General features: G+C 37.0%; 17 protein-coding genes. 11 read left to right on the forward strand and 6 right to left on the reverse strand.

All coding sequences use genetic code 11. The annotated features are described in order from the left end of the window. The first annotated feature begins 361 nt into the window (after positions 1 to 361). The 4 genes from ACXKY9_RS04785 (at position 362) to aceA (ending at position 5,033) form a co-directional block, all read left to right on the forward strand. Positions 362 to 1,018, forward strand: coding sequence for an S-layer homology domain-containing protein (locus ACXKY9_RS04785; protein ID WP_000727094.1), 657 nt, complete (start codon positions 362 to 364; stop codon positions 1,016 to 1,018). A 138-nt stretch (positions 1,019 to 1,156) separates the two neighbouring features. After that, positions 1,157 to 1,924, forward strand: coding sequence for an S-layer homology domain-containing protein (locus tag ACXKY9_RS04790; RefSeq protein ID WP_113623467.1), 768 nt, complete (start codon positions 1,157 to 1,159; stop codon positions 1,922 to 1,924). Between the two features lie 218 nt (positions 1,925 to 2,142). After that, positions 2,143 to 3,732 carry a malate synthase A gene (aceB, locus tag ACXKY9_RS04795; RefSeq protein ID WP_000107349.1) on the forward strand — a complete coding sequence of 530 codons (1,590 nt, stop codon included), beginning with the start codon at positions 2,143 to 2,145 and terminating at the stop codon, positions 3,730 to 3,732. Between the two features lie 23 nt (positions 3,733 to 3,755). Then, on the forward strand, positions 3,756 to 5,033 hold the full coding sequence (aceA, locus tag ACXKY9_RS04800) for an isocitrate lyase (protein ID WP_000787346.1): 1,278 nt from the start codon (positions 3,756 to 3,758) through the stop codon (positions 5,031 to 5,033). Positions 5,034 to 5,142: 109 nt separating this feature from the next. Here aceA and ACXKY9_RS04805 read toward each other — a convergent pair whose 3' ends face one another. Then, a complete protein-coding gene (locus ACXKY9_RS04805; protein ID WP_000073798.1) occupies positions 5,143 to 5,934 on the reverse strand; it encodes a phosphotransferase in 792 nt (263 codons plus the stop codon). 19 nt (positions 5,935 to 5,953) lie between these two features. Next, the gene (locus ACXKY9_RS04810; protein WP_000182395.1) at positions 5,954 to 6,448 is read right to left on the reverse strand and encodes a DUF6584 family protein; all 495 of its coding nucleotides are present in this window, start codon (positions 6,446 to 6,448) and stop codon (positions 5,954 to 5,956) included. A 283-nt stretch (positions 6,449 to 6,731) separates the two neighbouring features. Between ACXKY9_RS04810 and cspA the strand changes: the two genes are divergently transcribed. After that, complete coding sequence (gene cspA / locus ACXKY9_RS04815) at positions 6,732 to 6,935, forward strand: RNA chaperone/antiterminator CspA (protein ID WP_000301518.1); 204 nt, start codon at positions 6,732 to 6,734, stop codon at positions 6,933 to 6,935. Positions 6,936 to 7,132: 197 nt separating this feature from the next. On the opposite strand, the gene ACXKY9_RS04820 is transcribed toward cspA, so the two are convergent. After that, a complete protein-coding gene (locus ACXKY9_RS04820; RefSeq protein WP_000356923.1) occupies positions 7,133 to 7,336 on the reverse strand; it encodes a hypothetical protein in 204 nt (67 codons plus the stop codon). A gap of 348 nt (positions 7,337 to 7,684) precedes the next feature. Further along, positions 7,685 to 7,870, reverse strand: coding sequence for a hypothetical protein (locus tag ACXKY9_RS04825; RefSeq protein WP_000391373.1), 186 nt, complete (start codon positions 7,868 to 7,870; stop codon positions 7,685 to 7,687). Positions 7,871 to 8,154: 284 nt separating this feature from the next. Here ACXKY9_RS04825 and ACXKY9_RS04830 point away from each other — a divergent pair, with 284 nt between their 5' ends. From ACXKY9_RS04830 to ACXKY9_RS04855, 6 genes are all read left to right on the forward strand, one after another. Further along, complete coding sequence (locus tag ACXKY9_RS04830) at positions 8,155 to 8,736, forward strand: competence protein ComK (RefSeq protein ID WP_000444439.1); 582 nt, start codon at positions 8,155 to 8,157, stop codon at positions 8,734 to 8,736. A gap of 335 nt (positions 8,737 to 9,071) precedes the next feature. After that, complete coding sequence (locus ACXKY9_RS04835) at positions 9,072 to 9,665, forward strand: TVP38/TMEM64 family protein (protein ID WP_000347518.1); 594 nt, start codon at positions 9,072 to 9,074, stop codon at positions 9,663 to 9,665. A gap of 56 nt (positions 9,666 to 9,721) precedes the next feature. Beyond that, a complete protein-coding gene (gene lepB, locus ACXKY9_RS04840; protein WP_000751910.1) occupies positions 9,722 to 10,285 on the forward strand; it encodes a signal peptidase I in 564 nt (187 codons plus the stop codon). 116 nt (positions 10,286 to 10,401) lie between these two features. Continuing rightward, positions 10,402 to 13,917, forward strand: coding sequence for a helicase-exonuclease AddAB subunit AddB (gene addB / locus ACXKY9_RS04845; protein ID WP_000058598.1), 3,516 nt, complete (start codon positions 10,402 to 10,404; stop codon positions 13,915 to 13,917). Then, entirely contained in the window at positions 13,914 to 17,639 is a 3,726-nt protein-coding gene (gene addA, locus ACXKY9_RS04850) for a helicase-exonuclease AddAB subunit AddA (protein ID WP_000572259.1), read from the forward strand. Before addB ends, addA begins: the two co-directional genes overlap by 4 nt. A 12-nt stretch (positions 17,640 to 17,651) precedes the next feature. Continuing rightward, complete coding sequence (locus tag ACXKY9_RS04855) at positions 17,652 to 17,939, forward strand: RNA polymerase alpha subunit C-terminal domain-containing protein (RefSeq protein ID WP_000255727.1); 288 nt, start codon at positions 17,652 to 17,654, stop codon at positions 17,937 to 17,939. Between the two features lie 137 nt (positions 17,940 to 18,076). Here the strand turns inward: ACXKY9_RS04855 and gerPF are convergent, their stop codons facing one another. Next, positions 18,077 to 18,292, reverse strand: coding sequence for a spore germination protein GerPF (gerPF, locus tag ACXKY9_RS04860; protein WP_001141566.1), 216 nt, complete (start codon positions 18,290 to 18,292; stop codon positions 18,077 to 18,079). Positions 18,293 to 18,334: 42 nt separating this feature from the next. Beyond that, positions 18,335 to 18,721 (reverse strand): spore germination protein GerPE, encoded by a 387-nt coding sequence (locus ACXKY9_RS04865; protein ID WP_000902319.1) that lies wholly within the window; start codon positions 18,719 to 18,721, stop codon positions 18,335 to 18,337. Positions 18,722 to 18,723 lie beyond the last annotated feature (2 nt).

An 18,723-nucleotide genomic window follows, 5' to 3' on the forward strand; every position in this document is an offset into this window, starting at 1 on the left:
GCTGGGCAGTAAGACCCCCACCTCAAAATTCAGCGAAAGCGAGTTATCAGTGAAGGGGGATGCTACCTCTGAAATATAAACCATGAATATAGTAATCTCCATTAGGCATCTCCTTTAGGTGCCAATAAAGGGAAGTTATAAAGTGAAAAGGAGTTTATAAAGAGATTGTAGAATGTTTTAGTATATAACACCTTAGATGTGACAACTTCCTTTTTGAAAAAGAAAGAAGGGGGTATAAAGCAGAAAGGTAGTGGGAATATTTCTTCTAGAAGATTTGCATTTTATCTTACATTCACAAAAAAAATAGTACTCCTGAAACAATGAAGTTCATTTTATTTGAATGAAATAGGGAGAGAGGATAATGAAGAAAAAAATATTGGGTGTAATGATGATTGCGACAATGGCAGGAGGTATATTTGCAGGGGCGAATGTGACACCTGTAAAAGCGGAAGAGTATCCACAAATGATTGTGTTTGAAGATGTTCCATACGGATTTTGGGCATATGATGCTATTATGGATTTAGCGTATCATAAAATTATATTAGGGTATGGAAACGGGAAGTATGGTGTTGGCGATCTTATAACACGTGAGCAAGTAGCTGGGACTATTTACAGAACACTTGAGATAAAAGAAGAAGGGCCAGTAGCGAATCCATATAAAGATGTTTCTGATAGTACAACCACTTTTAAAAAGGAAATTTTAGCGTTAACAAAACGTGGTGTTTTTACAGGGGATGGCCAAGGGGATTTTAGGCCGAAAGCACCAATCTCTAGAGCGGAAATGGCTGTCATTTTAAAACGAGCATTTAATTTTGAAACGAAACAAAAACATACATTTAAAGATATTCCAAAAGGTCACTGGGCAGAAGATGCAATTAGTGCGTTACAATCTAATAATGTTGTGAGAGGAACTGGGAATGGCATGTATGAATTAAATCGCCCTGTACCTAGAGAACAATATGCTCAGTTTATTAATAATGCGATTATTAATTATCATTTGAAAGAGGATTGGAAGTAGAGTGAAATATGAAAGCACAAATAGAAAAATTTGTGCTTTTTTGTTTGTTTAAAAAAGAATTATTATTCGTATTTATGTATTTTTATGATTATAAACAAGCTTTATAATCAACCCGATGAAAAAGACATGATGTGTAATATGATTCACAAAACCGTCACGAAATGTGTCGGAAAATATATTGTCACTATACCATTTATTCTGTATATTTTTAAAAAAACATATACATATTGGGGAGATAATTTGATGAGCAAAAAATTATTAAAAACAGCTACAGCATTAACAATTATGGGTGGGGTGTTATTCTCAGCAGAGAGTAATAGTGTAAAAGCGGAAAGTGCACCGTTGCAAAAAGCAAATACAATTGTATTTAAAGATGTACCAAAAGGACATTGGGCATATGAGGCAATTCATGAATTAGCGGAACAAGAAATAATTTTGGGATATGGCGATGGAATATTCGGTTTTGGGGATAATGTAACACGTGAGCAAGTTGCAGCTTTAATTTACCGTGTGTTTGATATGGAAGAACAAGATGAATATGAAAACCCATATGGAGATATCGATGAAAATTCAACAAGCTTTATCGAGGAGATATTGGCTCTAACGGAAATCGGAATTTTCCAGGGAGACGAGAATGGAAACTTTAGACCGAAGGCGACGTTAACGCGTGCGGAAATGGCACAAGTTCTTACGAATGCTTTTGACCTACAGGCAAAGCGATCTCATAACTTTAATGATGTTTCAGCAAATTCATGGGCAACGAATGCAATTAGTGCAGTACAAACAAATGGTATTACAATGGGAATCGGAGAAGGTAAATTCGGTCCGTCTATGAAGGTAACGAGAGAACAATACGCACAGTTTTTACATAGAGCAATATTGCATGATATGGAACAAGGGCAGTAATAAAGTTTAACTAGTCAAAGTGAAATTCAAAAATAATACAAAAAGGTCGTTGTTGTATAACAGCGGCCTTTTTTGTATGAAATAAAGCGCGAAAGAATGGCGTTTTGAAAAAAACGAAATGAATTTTCAAAAAAAACTTCCTTTTCTGAAGATTTGTTATATAATATAAAACATGAAATCAAATCTGTTATAAAACAGTTTAAGAAGGGGATGCTAATATGTCGACGCAAACTTCACGGGTTACACTCGTTGGAGAAATGTTACCAGCGTACAGCGAAATATTGACACCTGAGGTGCTTAGTTTTTTGAAGGAACTACATGAGAATTTTAATGAGCGCCGCATAGAACTTTTACAAAAACGTGTAGAAAAACAAAAGAGAATTGATGCAGGGGAGTTTCCGAAGTTTCTAGAAGAAACAAAACACATACGTGAAGCGGATTGGACAATTGCCAAGCTGCCAAAAGACTTAGAGGATCGCCGTGTAGAGATTACTGGACCGGTAGATAGAAAGATGGTCATTAACGCTTTAAATTCAGGAGCGCATCTTTTTATGGCGGATTTTGAAGATTCGAATTCACCAACTTGGGAAAATGCAGTGGAAGGCCAAATCAATTTACGAGATGCAGTAAAGGGAACGATTTCACATGAAAATGATAAAGGGAAAGAATATAGATTAAATGAGAAAACAGCTGTACTCATTGTACGTCCAAGAGGATGGCATTTAGAGGAAAAGCATATGCAAGTTGATGGGAAAAATATGTCGGGTAGCTTAGTAGACTTCGGCTTGTACTTTTTCCATAATGCGAAAGCTCTTTTAGCAAAAGGGAGCGGCCCATACTTTTACTTACCGAAAATGGAAAGTTATTTAGAAGCGAGATTATGGAATGATGTATTCGTATTTGCTCAAAAATATATCGGCATTCCAAATGGAACGATTAAAGCAACTGTGTTACTGGAAACGATTCACGCTTCGTTTGAAATGGATGAAATTTTGTATGAGCTAAAAGATCATTCTGCTGGCTTAAACTGCGGAAGATGGGATTATATTTTTAGCTTTTTAAAGAGTTTCCGTAATCATAATAAATTCTTACTACCAGATAGAGCACAAGTCACGATGACGGCGCCATTTATGCGTTCGTATTCTTTGAAAGTAATTCAAACATGTCACCGCCGTAATGCACCAGCAATTGGAGGAATGGCGGCACAAATTCCGATTAAAAATAATCCAGAAGCAAATGAAGCAGCTTTTGAAAAAGTGCGTGCTGATAAGGAACGCGAAGCTTTAGACGGTCATGACGGGACTTGGGTTGCCCACCCTGGACTTGTACCGGTTGCAATGGAAGTGTTTAATCACATTATGAAAACACCAAATCAAATTTTTAGAAGACGTGAAGAAATATGTGTAACAGAAAACGATTTACTAGAGGTACCGGTGGGAACGATTACAGAAGAGGGCCTTCGCATGAATATTAGCGTAGGTATTCAATATATTGCATCTTGGTTAAGCGGACGGGGAGCAGCACCCATTTATAACTTAATGGAAGATGCGGCAACAGCTGAAATTTCAAGAGCACAAGTATGGCAATGGATTCGTCATGAAGGTGGAAAACTAAATGATGGTCGTAATATTACGCTTGAATTAATGGAAGAATTAAAAGAAGAAGAATTAGCAAAAATAGAAAGAGAGATTGGTAAGGAAGCCTTTAAGAAAGGGAGATTCCAAGAGGCGACAACGTTGTTTACAAATCTCGTTCGAAATGATGAATTCGTACCATTTTTAACATTACCGGGTTATGAAATTTTATAAAAAATGAAAAGGGGATGGAACAAATGAAAAACGAAAGAATCGAGAAGTTACAAGAAAGCTGGGAATTAGATGAGCGTTGGAAAGGGATCACACGTCCATATTCGGCAGAAGATGTAATTCGCCTGCGCGGGTCAATTGATATTGAACATACGTTAGCGCGTCGTGGTGCTGAGAAGCTTTGGACATCGCTTCATACAGAAGACTATATTAACGCACTTGGCGCATTAACAGGAAACCAAGCGATGCAACAAGTAAAAGCTGGGTTAAAAGCGATTTACTTAAGTGGTTGGCAAGTAGCAGCTGATGCAAACCTTTCTGGGCATATGTATCCAGACCAAAGTTTATATCCAGCGAACAGCGTACCTGCTGTAGTAAAACGAATTAATCAAACGCTTCAACGTGCGGATCAAATTCAGCATATGGAAGGAAGCGATGATACAGACTATTTCGTACCGATTGTAGCAGATGCAGAAGCTGGATTTGGTGGGCAATTAAATGTATTCGAACTGATGAAAGGTATGATTGAAGCAGGTGCATCAGGTGTGCATTTTGAAGATCAATTATCTTCAGAGAAAAAATGTGGCCATTTAGGCGGAAAAGTATTACTACCAACGCAAACAGCAGTACGCAATTTAATTTCTGCACGCCTTGCAGCAGATGTAATGGGAGTGCCGACAATTATCGTTGCAAGAACAGATGCGGATGCAGCTGATTTAATTACGAGCGATATTGATCCTGTTGATAAAGCATTTATTACAGGAGAAAGAACACCAGAAGGATTTTACCGTACAAATGCAGGTCTTGATCAAGCAATTGCGCGCGGTTTAGCGTATGCACCGTACGCAGACCTCGTTTGGTGTGAAACGTCAGAACCGAATTTAGAAGATGCAAAACGATTTGCGGACGCAATTCATAAGGAGCATCCAGGGAAGCTACTTGCATATAACTGCTCACCTTCATTTAACTGGAAACAAAAACTAGATGAAAAAACAATTGCAAGCTTCCAAAAGGAAATCGCATCTTACGGTTACAAGTTCCAATTCGTAACACTTGCTGGATTCCATTCATTAAATTACGGTATGTTTGAACTAGCACGTGGCTATAAAGAGCGCGGCATGGCAGCATACTCTGAACTACAACAAGCAGAATTCGCAGCTGAAAAACATGGCTACTCTGCAACACGTCATCAACGCGAAGTAGGAACAGGTTACTTTGATGAAGTGGCACAAGTGATTACAGGCGGAACTTCATCAACGACAGCGTTAAAAGGATCTACGGAAGAAGCACAGTTTACGAAATAAAAGGAAGGGGCACCTTTTTGAAAGGTGCCCCTTGTTATTTTCTAAACGATTCGAAAAGAGAGATTGAGTTGTCGGCAAAAAACGATACTAACTTTTCTTTATTACTAAATCAACTCCACTCAGCCCTATGATCACGAATAAACTTCATATCTTTCTCATAATGCTCTAGATGTCCTTCATCGATCATTCTTTGGAAATTCAAGTCGCCTTCTTGAGCTTTTCGTTTCATATATGTACATAACCCTTCTAATCGAAGCAACACCATTCCTAAGTAATCTTCATCCATATTTTTATCATAGGACTGAACGAACAAATTCACTCTCTCTTTAATACGATCTGCATGTTGCGATGAGTCATAATGAACGGCTTCACCGGATTCAGTATAATACACTCTACTTAAAGGCACACAAGTATAGAGTGTATAAGCGATATCCCATAGTCTTGGACCAGGAGCAGCAACATCGAAATCAATAATCCCTACTGGCTTCTTATTATTAAAAATAATGTTATATATGGTAAAATCATTGTGACATAAAACCTCAATGTTATTTGGAGTATGATCCATCGGTTTCCAATCAGCTAATAACGGAAAATCACTTACAGCATCATGGTAAAGGCGGAGCATCTTTGCTATTTCTTTTAATACATCATTAGATCGCATATATTCTTTTAAAGGATAATTGCCAGCTTCTCCTTCAATAAAGGATAAAATCTCTCTATCCTTTTCATCTACACCTAAAAACTTTGGAGCATAATGAAATCCTTTGTTTTCTAAATATTGCAATAGCTTATGAATCTTTTCACTGCCTGGCTTTAACTCTCGCCGAACAGTATTTTCAGAACGATATACGCTTGAGACGTTTCCCCCTGTTAGCCTTTCTTCTTTAGCGTAGTTTGACATGTGAAAATTCCCCCTGTGATTAAAAAATCCAATTCCAAATAGTGAATAGACCAACAACGGCAGAAAAGAGGAGGGAAGCAAGCAATGCTAGACAGCCAAAAGGAACTAGCTTATCTTTCCATGTTTCTTTATACTCATAAATTAACTCCTCTGCTACTTTCTTCTGCACTGAAGATAAAGGTTGATCTTTATACAACCCTTTTATATGGTTAGAATCGCCTTTAAACTTTAAAGCACGTGCAATATGATGAGGACTATTTCCCATTGATTTTTCAAATAATAAACATGATTCATGCATAATACCTGTTTTATGCTCTTCTAGATACCAGTAACGTCCAGCCATTTCTGGATATTGTAATTTATAATAAATATCTCCGAGTTGTTTTCGAAGATGTAATTCATTTGGGTATGTAAAGATGAGGCCATGCAATCTATCTCTTGCTTTTCCAAGATTATTATTTTCAATATCCTCTTCAATTCTTTTTAATGTTTTTCTAGGAATTTTATTGGTCATAAACTCCTCCTTATTTAGAATAGAGATAATTATATTTTATAAGAAATACTAAAAATTAGAAATTCTATTTTCGAAAAAGATTGTACATTTTATTTTAATGTGCTATGATGATGTCAGTTGAATAGTTAAATTAAGCAATCCATATGTTATCAAGTGCTGAAAACGAACGAGAAAAAGTATGTGAGAACTAGTTTATGTTTCGTATTTGATAATGTGTGGATTCTTTTTTTAGACAGGAAGACTAAAAAATTTAAAATTTGTATTTTCTTAGGAGGAAATAATTATGGCAGTAACAGGACAAGTAAAATGGTTTAACAACGAAAAAGGTTTCGGTTTCATCGAAGTTCCAGGCGAAAACGACGTATTCGTACACTTCTCAGCAATCGAAACTGACGGTTTCAAATCTTTAGAAGAAGGTCAAAAAGTTAGCTTCGAAATCGAAGACGGTAACCGTGGACCTCAAGCTAAAAACGTAATCAAACTATAATTTTATAGTTGATGATGGAAAAAAGGATGGCTAATGCCATCCTTTTTTTGTTGTGGAGAAAGTTTTTTTAGAGCCTGTTTTTATATCTAAATCTCTTTTTCGATGTTACAACTGGTAAAAAATTATCTGGAATGCGTATTAGTTTCTGTAGAAGAATTAGTTCAGCAAGAGCATTTGCTGCGTATGATAGTAAATAACTATAAATTTGTATTCTCTGTTGAAATGGAGAAATCTTTTCCAGATAGACCTTGAGTAACATCTTTTTTGTTAGCGTTGTTGTTGGAATTTTGTACGTTTTGAGATGATGTTTCTAACAGTTGTTCTTGTTCCTTACTAGGGGTATTCAGAGCATCTGAGGGAATGCTATTAACCTGCTGATTTAATGGATTTTCTTTATCCATAGTATACAACTCCTTTTTAGAATTCGATAAAAAGCAATGTAATTATAAATAGCTACTTATATATATTTTGTTTTTGAATGACATTATATACAAAACTTATATTGCAAAGTTAACTAATTAACGAATTGTTAGTGATGGATAAAGATGTACAAATTTTAATTTTTTAATAAAAATTAAAAGCGGGTAACAAGTACAAATACTCTTTCTCATGTTTTATATAAGGATTATATTACAAATCAAAAAAGATGTAGAGAACCTTGGAAGAAAATATAGTCGTTTTTTAGGGGGAAGAAGAATAAATAAAATGATACTACAAATGTAAAAAGGCATTCCATAAAGGAAGGCCTTTTATTGTTCTTGCCCTGATTTTTTCTTCTCACGTTTTTTACATTCTGGACATTTTGATTTACGAAACGGTTTGGCAAAGAATAGCAGAATGAAAAATAAACCGAATATAATACTAGCTGAGTTTTTCACGATAATGACGCTACTATTTTTCATTTGAATCGATGGTTGAATCTCTTTTTCTTCCATAGTGGCCCTCCATATATTGGATTTACATTTTAATTATAGCAAAGTTAGTTGTTGTAATGATGTGAAATGAGGAATGGATAATAAATATTTATAGGTAGTATAAATGCTGTTTTTATAACTTTAAAATTAATTAATTTCTATATTGTGATTTTATTGTTTAACAAATGTTTGATAAATGATAAAAAATTGTAAAAAAGCGGAACTTGTAAGCTATTTCCTTTTCATAGATGCTAAAATTATATATGCAGCTGCTAATATAAATGGAAAAAAGGAGATAATGGAGTATGGAAAGTAAAGTGGAACGCTATGTCGAAAATTATGTTGTAACGAAAAATACGATGGCCTTACTTCCTGTTATTCTAAGTGAAAAGAAAATTGTTACGCGAGTCGTTGAAATGAATGATTCTTTTTTCGTATTTCAAAAACCTCTAGATATTATAGAAAGAAGTTGCCGCAAGCATGGCTCTAGTTTCTTAGGCAGAAAAGAAGGAACGAAAGAGTTAACTCATATTACACATAAAGCACCGATTGCGATTAGTCCAGCAGATCAACTTTATTTTTTCCCTACCTATTCTTACTCTAGAAAAGAGTGCGCTTGGTTGTCTCATTTTTATATTGAAAGTAATAAAGAATTAGAAGATGGAAATCTTATTATTAGATTTATAAATGGCTTTGCTGTGAAATTAGAAATATCAAAAACTAGTTTTGAAAATCAACAAAATCGTACAGCGAAATTACGTACTGAATATGAAGATCGTAGGAAAAAACAAGGGAATCCTTGTTTTAAAGAGGTCGATAAAAAAGAGGAATCAACATTAAGACCCGCTTATGAGAAGGTGTATTTTGTGAAGGAAGGCGAAGTGTGAAAGGATGGGGGAATCCCCATTCTTTTTTGTTTGTCAGTCAGTCTTTGTAGATAAGGCGATATATTAGAAAAAACGAGTTGTAATTGATATATTTAGAAAATCACCAGTATAATTTCATTTACCGATAAAAACCGAAAAACAATCTAAATAACAAAATGAACGACACGTCCTGTCGAATATTGATAGATTATCATAGCTAAATAATGAAGGAATTCTTATGAAAGATATGGAAACTTTAATAAATACATCTCCGTATGTCGTATCTACCATTTCCTCTTTCATATAAGCAATGATACAGTAGGGATAGTATTTAGAGTAAAGGGGTAAAGTGTAGAATGGATTTTCAGACAATCAAAGAGTATTTTTCACCAGAAAATATGGATCATATTGTTGAGAGTTATAAAGCGTTCGGACCACTTCTTGGTATTGGTTTACCGATGATAGAGGCGTTGATTCCAGCATTACCGCTTATTGTATTTGTACTGGCGAATGCTGTTGCATTTGGCTTTTGGCTCGGTTTTCTTTATTCATGGCTTGGATCAGTAATGGGTGCATTACTTGTCTTTTTCATCATCCGCCATTTTGGTCGCAGTCGTTTCTTTTCGTTTGTAAATAAGCATGAGAGAGTACGAAAAGCAATGGGGTGGGTTGAAAGGAAAGGATTCGCACCGATTTTTGTTATATTTTGTTTTCCGTTTACACCGTCAGCGCTCATAAATGTTGTCGCTGGTTTATCCCGAATTAGTGTAAAACAGTTTGGTCTAGCGTTAGCATTCGGAAAACTTGTGATGATTTTTATTTTAACGTATATCGGTCATGATTTAATGTCATTTATTCATAATCCAGTGAAATCAGTTATTGTAGCGATTGGTATTTTTATTTTATGGTATGTCGGTAAGAAAATCGAAGTAAAGTTAGAACTACATTAAGAATAGTCTTCTTTGTAAAGGAAAGCTTCAGTATTAAAGGATAAGGGGAGAAGCAGATGAAGAAAACTTTGAAAAAAGAAGGCATAGAGTGGATACGAACAATTTTAATTGGTGTATTATTAGCTGTATTTTTTCGAACGTTTTTCTTTTCAACGTATGTTGTAGAGGGGAAGTCAATGATGCCGACATTGCAAGATGGCAATATGCTAGTTGTAAATAAGGTGAGTTATCAAGTTGGGGACTTGAACAGATTTGACGTTGTGGTATTTCATGCGAATAAAAAAGAGGACTATGTAAAGCGGGTTATCGGTTTACCTGGAGATCATATTGAATATAAGCAGGATAAGTTATATATAAACGGTCAATTTATTGATGAGCCGTATTTAGAGAAGTATAAGAAAGAGATAAATGGAAGGCAACTAACAGGCGACTTTACATTAGAAGAGTTAACGAAAGAAAAGCTGGTGCCACCCGGGTTTATTTTTGTAGTAGGTGATAACCGGCTCGGGAGCTGGGATAGTAGACACTTTGGCTTTGTAAAAGCTGATACAGTTGTCGGTAAAGTTGATTTGCGATATTGGCCAATTCAAGAGGTGCAAACGAATTTTTCAAAAGGTTGATATAATGAAGTAGAAGTATAGAAAAGACAAACAACTCAGTTTGTCTTTTTTCGTGTACTATAATACAATTATAGTAGCAAACTAACGTTCGTTATGTAAGTGAAAGGTGGGGTTACATGTCACTTCGATTTGTGATTGGTAGAGCGGGAAGTGGAAAAAGTACACTTTGTTTACGCGAAGTGCAAGAAGAGTTAAAACAACGCCCGAGAGGGAAAACAATATTATATCTTGTGCCAGAACAGATGACATTCCAGACGCAGCAGGCGTTAATTGGAAGTGAGGATGTAAGAGGTTCTATTCGGGCACAAGTTTTTAGTTTTTCACGATTAGCGTGGAAGGTACTACAAGAAGTTGGCGGAGCGAGTCGTCTTCATATTGATGAAGCGGGTGTACATATGTTACTCCGTAAAATTGTAGAGTCTCGTAAAGATGGATTATCGGTGTTCCAAAAAGCAGCGGAGCAAAACGGTTTCTTTGAACATCTTGGCAGTATGATTGCAGAGTTTAAACGTTACAATGTAACGCCATCTAACGTATATGAAATGTGGCAACAATTGGATGCGCATAGTAGCAGTGCCGAACAAAAGTTACTAGCGAATAAAGTGTATGATTTACAGCTATTATACGATGATTTTGAACGTGCTTTAATTGGAAAATATTTAGATTCAGAAGACTACCTACAATTGCTAGTGGAAAAGCTTCCGCAGTCTGAATATGTAAATGGTGCGGAAATTTATATAGATGGATTTCATTCATTTTCCCCGCAAGAGTTAGAGATTGTAAGACAGCTTATGATTTGCGGAGCGAGAGTTACGATCACGTTAACGATAGATGAAAAAACGTTAGCACAGCCAGTAAATGAACTCGATTTATTTTATGAAACGACGTTAACGTATGAAAAAATCAAACAAGTAGCGCGTGAAGAGAAAATAGAAATTGAAAAAACAATTCCACTTATGGAACAGCCGCGTTTTCATTCTCCGGCATTAGCGCATTTAGAAGCTCATTATGAAGCGCGTCCGAATGAAAAATTTAACGGTGAAGCGAGTGTAACGATTAGTACAGCTGCGAATTTACGAGCAGAGGTAGAAGGTGTTGCGCGTGAAATTCGTAAACTTGTGGCGGAGGAAAACTATCGTTACCGAGATATTGCGGTTCTTCTTCGTAATGGGGAAAGTTATTACGATGTGATGCGAACGTTATTTACAGATTATAATATCCCACACTTCATCGATGAAAAGCGCCCGATGTCACACCACCCATTAGTAGAATGTATTCGTTCTGCACTCGAGATTATTAGTGGGAATTGGCGTTATGATGCGGTGTTCCGCTGCGTGAAAACAGAGCTTTTATATCCATTAGACGTAAGAAAAGAAACGATGCGTGAAGAAATGGATGAATTTGAAAATTACTGTTTAGCGTACGGTGTACAAGGAAAGAGGTGGACTTCAGAGGATCCATGGATGTATCGCCGTTATCGTTCTCTTGATGATACGAACGGGATGATCACAGATAGTGAACGTGAAATGGAAGAGAAAATAAATCGATTGCGTGACGTTGTAAGAACACCTGTTATTCGCATGCAAAAAAGGTTAAAGCGTGCAGGAACAGTTATGCAAATGTGTGAAGCAGTTTACTTATTTCTAGAAGAGCTGGATGTTCCGAAAAAACTAGAAGAATTACGTATACGTGCAGAAGAAAGTGGAGATTTCTTATTTGCGACAGATCATGAACAAGTATGGGAAGAAGTAATGAGCCTTCTTGATACGTTTGTAGAGATGCTTGGTGAAGAGAAAATGTCTCTTTCTATGTTTACGGACGTTATGTCGACAGGTCTTGAGGCACTTCAATTTGCTAACATTCCGCCGTCATTAGACCAAGTGTTAATTGCTAATATTGATCACTCCAGGTTATCTGACGTGAAAGCAACGTTTATTATAGGTGTAAATGAGGGTGTTATTCCAGCAGCACCTATGGACGAAGGTATGCTTTCTGATGAAGAAAGAGAAGTTCTTGGTGCAGCAGGGATTGAATTAGCGCCAACGACGAGACAAACTTTGTTAGAAGAACAGTTCGTTATGTATCAAATGGTAACGAGAGCATCTGAGAAGTTATATATTTCATGCCCGCTTGCAGATGAAGAAGGAAAGACGTTACTTGCGTCTAGCTTTATTAAGAAAATAAAAAGAATGTTCCCTAATGTGAAAGATTCATTTATTACCAATGACGTAAACGATTTATCACGTTCAGAACAAATTTCATACGTAGCAACGCCAGAAGTAACGTTATCTTACGTTATGCAGCAACTACAAACGTGGAAGCGATACGGATTTGAAGGGAATTTAGACTTTTGGTGGGACGTATATAATTTCTACGTAACTTCAGATGAATGGAAACAAAAAAGTAGCCGCGTCTTATCAAGTTTATTCTATCGAAATCGTGCGAAGAAACTAAGTACAGCAGTAAGTAGAGATTTATACGGAGATATAATTAAAGGAAGCGTCTCTCGTATGGAACTATTTAACCGTTGTGCATACGCTCATTTTGCGCAGCACGGTTTATCGCTTAGAGAGCGTGATATTTTCAAGCTTGATGCGCCGGACATCGGCGAATTATTCCATGCGGCATTAAAGAAAATTGCGGACAAGCTATTGCGTGAAAACCGTACTTGGGCGGATTTATCCATAAAAGAGTGTGAGCATCTTTCTGTTTTAGTAATAGAAGAAATCGCACCGTTATTACAACGACAAATTTTATTAAGTTCAAACCGTCATTTCTATTTAAAACAAAAACTACAACAAATCATTTTCCGTACGTCAATCATTCTTCGTGAACATGCGAAGTCAAGCGGATTCGTACCAGTTGATTTAGAAGTGCCGTTCGGTATGGGTGGTACAGGATCACTTCCGCCGATGGAATTCTCATTACCAAATGGTGTGAAGATGGAAGTTGTCGGCCGTATTGACCGTGTTGATAAGGCAGAAGATGAAAACGGGACGTTCTTACGTATTATTGATTATAAATCAAGTTCAAAAGCGTTAGATTTAACGGAAGTGTATTACGGATTAGCACTTCAAATGTTAACGTATTTAGATGTTGTTACTTCGAATGCGCAGACGTGGATGAAAAAAGGTCACGCAGCATCACCAGCTGGTGTATTGTATTTCCATATTCATAACCCAATCGTTGAGATGAAAGGTGACGCATCTGAAGCTGAAATTGAAAAAGAAATTTTAAAGAAATTTAAAATGAAAGGACTCGTATTAGGAGATGCTGACGTTGTTCGTTTAATGGATAACAAACTTTCAACAGGAAGTTCAGATATTATTTCTGCTGGCCTGAAAAAAGACGGTAGCTTTAGTGCGCGTTCAAGTATTGCAAGTGAGCAAGAGTTTAACGTACTGCAAAAATATGTACACCATACGTTTGAAAATATCGGAAAAGATATTACAGAAGGTGTTATCGATATTGCTCCTTATAAAATGGGAAATAAAGCAGCATGTACGTTCTGTAACTTCAAATCTGTTTGTCAATTTGATGAGTCACTTGAAGATAATCAGTTCCGATCGTTAAAAGATATGAAAGATAGCGAAGCGATGGAGAAAATAAGAGAGGAGGTTGGCGGAGAATGATAGAAAATTGGCCTGAAAAACCAGAAGGTAGTCAATGGACAGATGACCAGTGGAAAGCTGTTGTAGCGAATGGACGTGATATTTTAGTTGCGGCTGCAGCTGGGTCAGGGAAAACAGCAGTATTAGTTGAACGTATTATTAAAAAGATTATTAATGAAGAGAATCCAGTCGATGTCGACCGCCTGCTCGTTGTAACATTTACGAATGCAGCGGCGCAAGAGATGAAAAACCGAATCGGGGAAGCGTTAGAAAAGGTATTAATTGATGAACCAGGCTCTCAACACGTAAGAAAGCAGCTGAGCCTATTAAATAAAGCTTCCATTTCAACAATTCACTCATTCTGTTTACAAGTAATTAGAGGATATTACTACATGCTTGATGTTGATCCTCGTTTCCGTATTGCGAATCAAACAGAAAATGAATTGTTAAAAGAAGAAGTGCTAGATGACATATTAGAAGAAGAGTACGGAATCGAAGATAATACAATCTTCTTTGAACTTGTTGATCGTTATACGAGTGACCGTAGTGATGATGACTTACAACGTATGATTTTAGCGCTTCATACAGAGTCAAGAGCGCATCCAAATCCGGAAAAATGGCTTGATAAATTAGTAGAAGCATATGACGTAGAAGGAAAGACAATTGAAGATTTAGTATATGCTTCTTATTTATTAGAAGATGTGAAATTCCAGCTTGAAACAGCGGAACAGCATATTCGTAAGGCAACTGAACTCGCAATGCTTCCTGACGGTCCAGCGCCTCGCATTGAAACCCTGCAAGCAGATGTAGCTTTACTTGGAACGCTATCATCAGCTGCTCAGGAGTCGTGGACAAGTTTGTATGAAGCGATGCAAAACGTATCGTGGCAAACGTTAAAGCGTATTAAGAAAAGTGATTACAATGAAGATGTTGTAAAACAAGTAGACTCTCTTCGTAATAAAGCGAAAGATGAAGTGAAGAAATTACAAGAAGAGTTATTTAGCCGAAAACCTGAAAGTTTCTTACGAGATTTTCAAGATATGCACCCAGTATTAGAAAAGCTTGTTCAACTTGTAAAAGTATTTACAGAGCGTTTCCAAGCGATGAAGCGAGATAAAGGAATGGTCGATTTCACAGATTTAGAGCATTTCTGTTTACAAATTTTAAGTGAACAAAGTGAAAATGGTGAAATGAATCCGTCAGCAGTGGCGCTCCAATATCGTAATAAATTTGCTGAAGTATTAGTCGATGAATATCAAGATACGAACTTTGTACAGGAATCTATTATTAAATTCGTAACGAAAGATTCTGAGAGTGAAGGAAACTTGTTCATGGTTGGTGACGTAAAGCAGTCGATTTATCGTTTCCGACTAGCCGAACCAGGACTATTCCTAGGAAAATATAAACGCTTCACACAAGAAGGATTGGGCGGTGGAATGAAGATCGACTTAGCGAAAAACTTCCGTAGTCGTCATGAAGTGTTAGCAGGTACGAACTTTATCTTCAAACAAATTATGGGTGAAGAAGTCGGAGAAATCGACTACGATGCAGACGCTGAATTAAAGTTAGGTGCTACCTATCCAGAAGGTGAAGATGTAGCGGCAGAACTACTGTGCATTCAGCAAACGGAAGAAGAAGTAATAGACGGAGAAGAAGGTGCAGAAGTCGAAAAAGCACAGCTTGAAGCTCGTCTTATGGCGCAGCGCATTAAAGCGATGGTTGATTCAGGTTATGAAGTGTATGACCGTAAAAATGATAGTATGCGCCCAGTACAATACCGCGACTTCGTTATTTTACTTCGCTCCATGCCGTGGGCCCCGCAAATTATGGAAGAGTTAAAATTACAAGGAATTCCAGTGTACGCTGACCTTGCGACTGGTTACTTTGAAGCGACGGAAGTAAATATTATGATGAACGTATTCCGCGTTATTGATAATCCGATGCAAGATATTCCGCTTGCAGCTGTACTTCGTTCTCCAATCGTTGGATTGAGCGATGAAGAACTTGCAACGCTTCGTGCTCATGGAAAGAAAGGCTCGTTTTATGAAGTAATGAGCTCATTCTTAAAAGGGGCACCACTTGAAGAGGAGCAAGAACTTCATGATAAATTAGAGTGGTTTTATAACTTACTGCAAGGATGGCGTGAATTTGCACGTCAACAATCACTTTCTGATTTAATTTGGAAAGTGTACGGTGAGACAGGTTATTACGACTTCGTTGGCGGTTTACCAGCTGGAAAGCAAAGGCAGGCAAACTTACGCGTACTATATGACCGCGCAAGACAATACGAAGCAACATCATTTAGAGGATTATTCCGCTTCTTACGTTTTATTGAACGTATTTTAGAACGCGGTGATGACATGGGTACGGCGAGGGCCCTCGGTGAACAAGAAGACGTTGTTCGCATTATGACGATTCATAAAAGTAAAGGGTTAGAGTTCCCGGTTGTATTTGTAGCTGGGCTCGGTCGTCGTTTTAATACACAAGACTTAATGAAACGTTTCTTATTGCATAAAGATTTCGGTTTCGGTTCGCAATTTATCGATCCGCGTAAACGAATTAAATATACAACATTATCACAGCTTGCGATTAAGCGTAAAATGAAAATGGAATTAATTGCGGAAGAAATGCGCGTACTATACGTAGCGTTGACGCGCGCGAAAGAGAAGTTAATTTTAATCGGAACAGTTAAGGATGCAAATAAGGAAATGGAAAAATGGCTTGATGCGAGGGAACATAGTGAATGGTTATTACCAGATCACATACGTGCCGGGGCGTCTTGTTATTTAGACTGGATTGCCCCTTCATTATATAGACACCGTGATAGTGAAATGCTTCTTGAATTAGGACAAGGAAGTATTCCAGATGAAATTTACGGGTATGACACTAGCTGGAAAGTAGAAGTTGTGGACGGTAATACGCTACTTGCACCAGAGCCAGTTCAAGAAGAGAAACAAGAATTGTTAGAAGCGCTTCGTGAGAAAAAGGCTGTGCCGTTAGAAAGTGAACGAAAAGATGAAGTGTACGACAGATTAATGTGGAAGTACGGATATGAGGAAGCAACATCTCACCGTGCGAAGCAATCTGTTACAGAAATAAAGAGAAATTATCAATCAGAAGATGGTAGTGATAACGCCTTTATTAAAAAACTACGTGCACCAATTAAAACACGTCCGCGCTTTATGGAGAAAAAAGGGTTAACGTACGCAGAGCGCGGAACAGCAGTCCATGCCGTTATGCAGCATGTTGATTTGAAGAAGCCGATTACGGTTGAAGTTCTTCAAGAGCAAATTGCTGGAATGGTAAATAAGGAATTATTAACATTCGAGCAGGCGGAAGAAATAGCGATTGAAAAAGTAATTTCATTCTTTGACAGTGACTTAGGTAAAAGGGTATTAGCGGCGAAAAGTGTTGAGCGTGAAGTTCCATTTACGATGATGCTTGCAGCAGAAGAAGCATATCAAGATTGGCAAGGGAATAGCGGGGAATCGATTCTTGTCCAAGGGGTTATCGACTGCATGATTGAAGAGGAAGATGGCATTACGTTAATCGACTTCAAAACAGATACGATTGAAGGGAAATTTCCAGGCGGATTTGAACAAGCGAAACCAATTTTAGAAGATCGATATAAAGTGCAGCTTTCGTTATATGCAAAAGCACTGGAGAAAAGCTTACAACATCCTGTAAAAGAGAAATGTTTATACTTCTTTGATGGGAATCACGTTGTAAATATTGAAGAATAGAGGGGCTTGAAAATGGTAACGGAAAAAACGTTAAGAACTTGTGAACAGGGACACGAGTACTATAAAAGTAGCGATTGTCCAACTTGCCCAGTCTGTGAGAAAGAGAGAAAACCAAAAGAAGGTTTTCTCTCTCTTCTTTCAGCGCCAGCAAGAAGGGCATTAGAACACCATGGAATTCAAACTGTAGAAGAACTCTCAAAATATAGTGAAAAAGAAATATTAAAACTGCATGGTATGGGACCTGCGTCTTTGCCGAAGCTTAGGAGGGCTTTGGAGGAGAGCGGGTTATCATTTAAATAAAATGAAATAGTGCCTCTTCACTACTTACTTGTTTATACCACTATTTGTGGACAGTAAAGCTCTTGCTTATTAAAATTTTATTTTAATAATTTTGAATTAGATAAAAGAAAAAAGTAGGAGAATATCTCCTACTTTTTTTACGCTGTTCCAATCTGATCTTGATCTGCCACATCAGAATCAAATGTATTCGTTGCACTAACACCGTTAAACGTATTCACGACAAACCCAACATTGGAAGCTCCAGATCCGTTATAGGCTTTCGTGTTTTCTTTCGGAGATACGTTATAAAAATCTCCTAAGTTGAAAGAGCCGTTACTGTTTTGCACGACGAGATTTCCTACAACCGAAGGCATACCATCCACCTACTTTACTAAGCTTTTTAATTACTATATGAATTATTGTGCGGAAGGTTCATCCGTAATATATTGGCGGATTTGTATAATACGAGAGTTATTAAAACCATAATCAACATTTCCAATTTGAAAGCAACCAGAATTTAAAAGTGTGCGTAATTCAACGTTATTAACTTCAATAAAAGGGCATTCATTTACAATGTTTAATTTTACATCTGTCGTTCGTTTTGGAATTGTAATGTGTTCATCTGTAAAGATTTCAAAAGCATCAAAGCGACCTTCTCCCCGTATATAAAAAGGAATTTCACGGTGGACGGCAATAGCTCTACTTTTTAATTCCATTTGGTTTGCATCTCCAACTTGAAATACAGCAGCAATCCCTAAAGAAATAATAGAAACATTTTGGACAATAGACACATGATGCAACATAA

It is taken from the genome of Bacillus sp. 2175 (genome assembly GCF_057812155.1).

What these genes read in the sequence shown, in the direction of transcription:
- ACXKY9_RS04785 (WP_000727094.1), top strand. Translation starts at nt 362, where the DNA reads ATGAAGAAAAAAATATTGGGTGTAATGATGATTGCGACAATGGCAGGA.
- ACXKY9_RS04790 (WP_113623467.1), top strand. Translation starts at nt 1,157, where the DNA reads ATGATTCACAAAACCGTCACGAAATGTGTCGGAAAATATATTGTCACT.
- aceB (WP_000107349.1), top strand. Translation starts at nt 2,143, where the DNA reads ATGTCGACGCAAACTTCACGGGTTACACTCGTTGGAGAAATGTTACCA.
- aceA (WP_000787346.1), top strand. Translation starts at nt 3,756, where the DNA reads ATGAAAAACGAAAGAATCGAGAAGTTACAAGAAAGCTGGGAATTAGAT.
- ACXKY9_RS04805 (WP_000073798.1), bottom strand. Translation starts at nt 5,934, where the DNA reads ATGTCAAACTACGCTAAAGAAGAAAGGCTAACAGGGGGAAACGTCTCA.
- ACXKY9_RS04810 (WP_000182395.1), bottom strand. Translation starts at nt 6,448, where the DNA reads ATGACCAATAAAATTCCTAGAAAAACATTAAAAAGAATTGAAGAGGAT.
- cspA (WP_000301518.1), top strand. Translation starts at nt 6,732, where the DNA reads ATGGCAGTAACAGGACAAGTAAAATGGTTTAACAACGAAAAAGGTTTC.
- ACXKY9_RS04820 (WP_000356923.1), bottom strand. Translation starts at nt 7,336, where the DNA reads ATGGATAAAGAAAATCCATTAAATCAGCAGGTTAATAGCATTCCCTCA.
- ACXKY9_RS04825 (WP_000391373.1), bottom strand. Translation starts at nt 7,870, where the DNA reads ATGGAAGAAAAAGAGATTCAACCATCGATTCAAATGAAAAATAGTAGC.
- ACXKY9_RS04830 (WP_000444439.1), top strand. Translation starts at nt 8,155, where the DNA reads ATGGAAAGTAAAGTGGAACGCTATGTCGAAAATTATGTTGTAACGAAA.
- ACXKY9_RS04835 (WP_000347518.1), top strand. Translation starts at nt 9,072, where the DNA reads ATGGATTTTCAGACAATCAAAGAGTATTTTTCACCAGAAAATATGGAT.
- lepB (WP_000751910.1), top strand. Translation starts at nt 9,722, where the DNA reads ATGAAGAAAACTTTGAAAAAAGAAGGCATAGAGTGGATACGAACAATT.
- addB (WP_000058598.1), top strand. Translation starts at nt 10,402, where the DNA reads ATGTCACTTCGATTTGTGATTGGTAGAGCGGGAAGTGGAAAAAGTACA.
- addA (WP_000572259.1), top strand. Translation starts at nt 13,914, where the DNA reads ATGATAGAAAATTGGCCTGAAAAACCAGAAGGTAGTCAATGGACAGAT.
- ACXKY9_RS04855 (WP_000255727.1), top strand. Translation starts at nt 17,652, where the DNA reads ATGGTAACGGAAAAAACGTTAAGAACTTGTGAACAGGGACACGAGTAC.
- gerPF (WP_001141566.1), bottom strand. Translation starts at nt 18,292, where the DNA reads ATGCCTTCGGTTGTAGGAAATCTCGTCGTGCAAAACAGTAACGGCTCT.
- ACXKY9_RS04865 (WP_000902319.1), bottom strand. Translation starts at nt 18,721, where the DNA reads ATGTTGCATCATGTGTCTATTGTCCAAAATGTTTCTATTATTTCTTTA.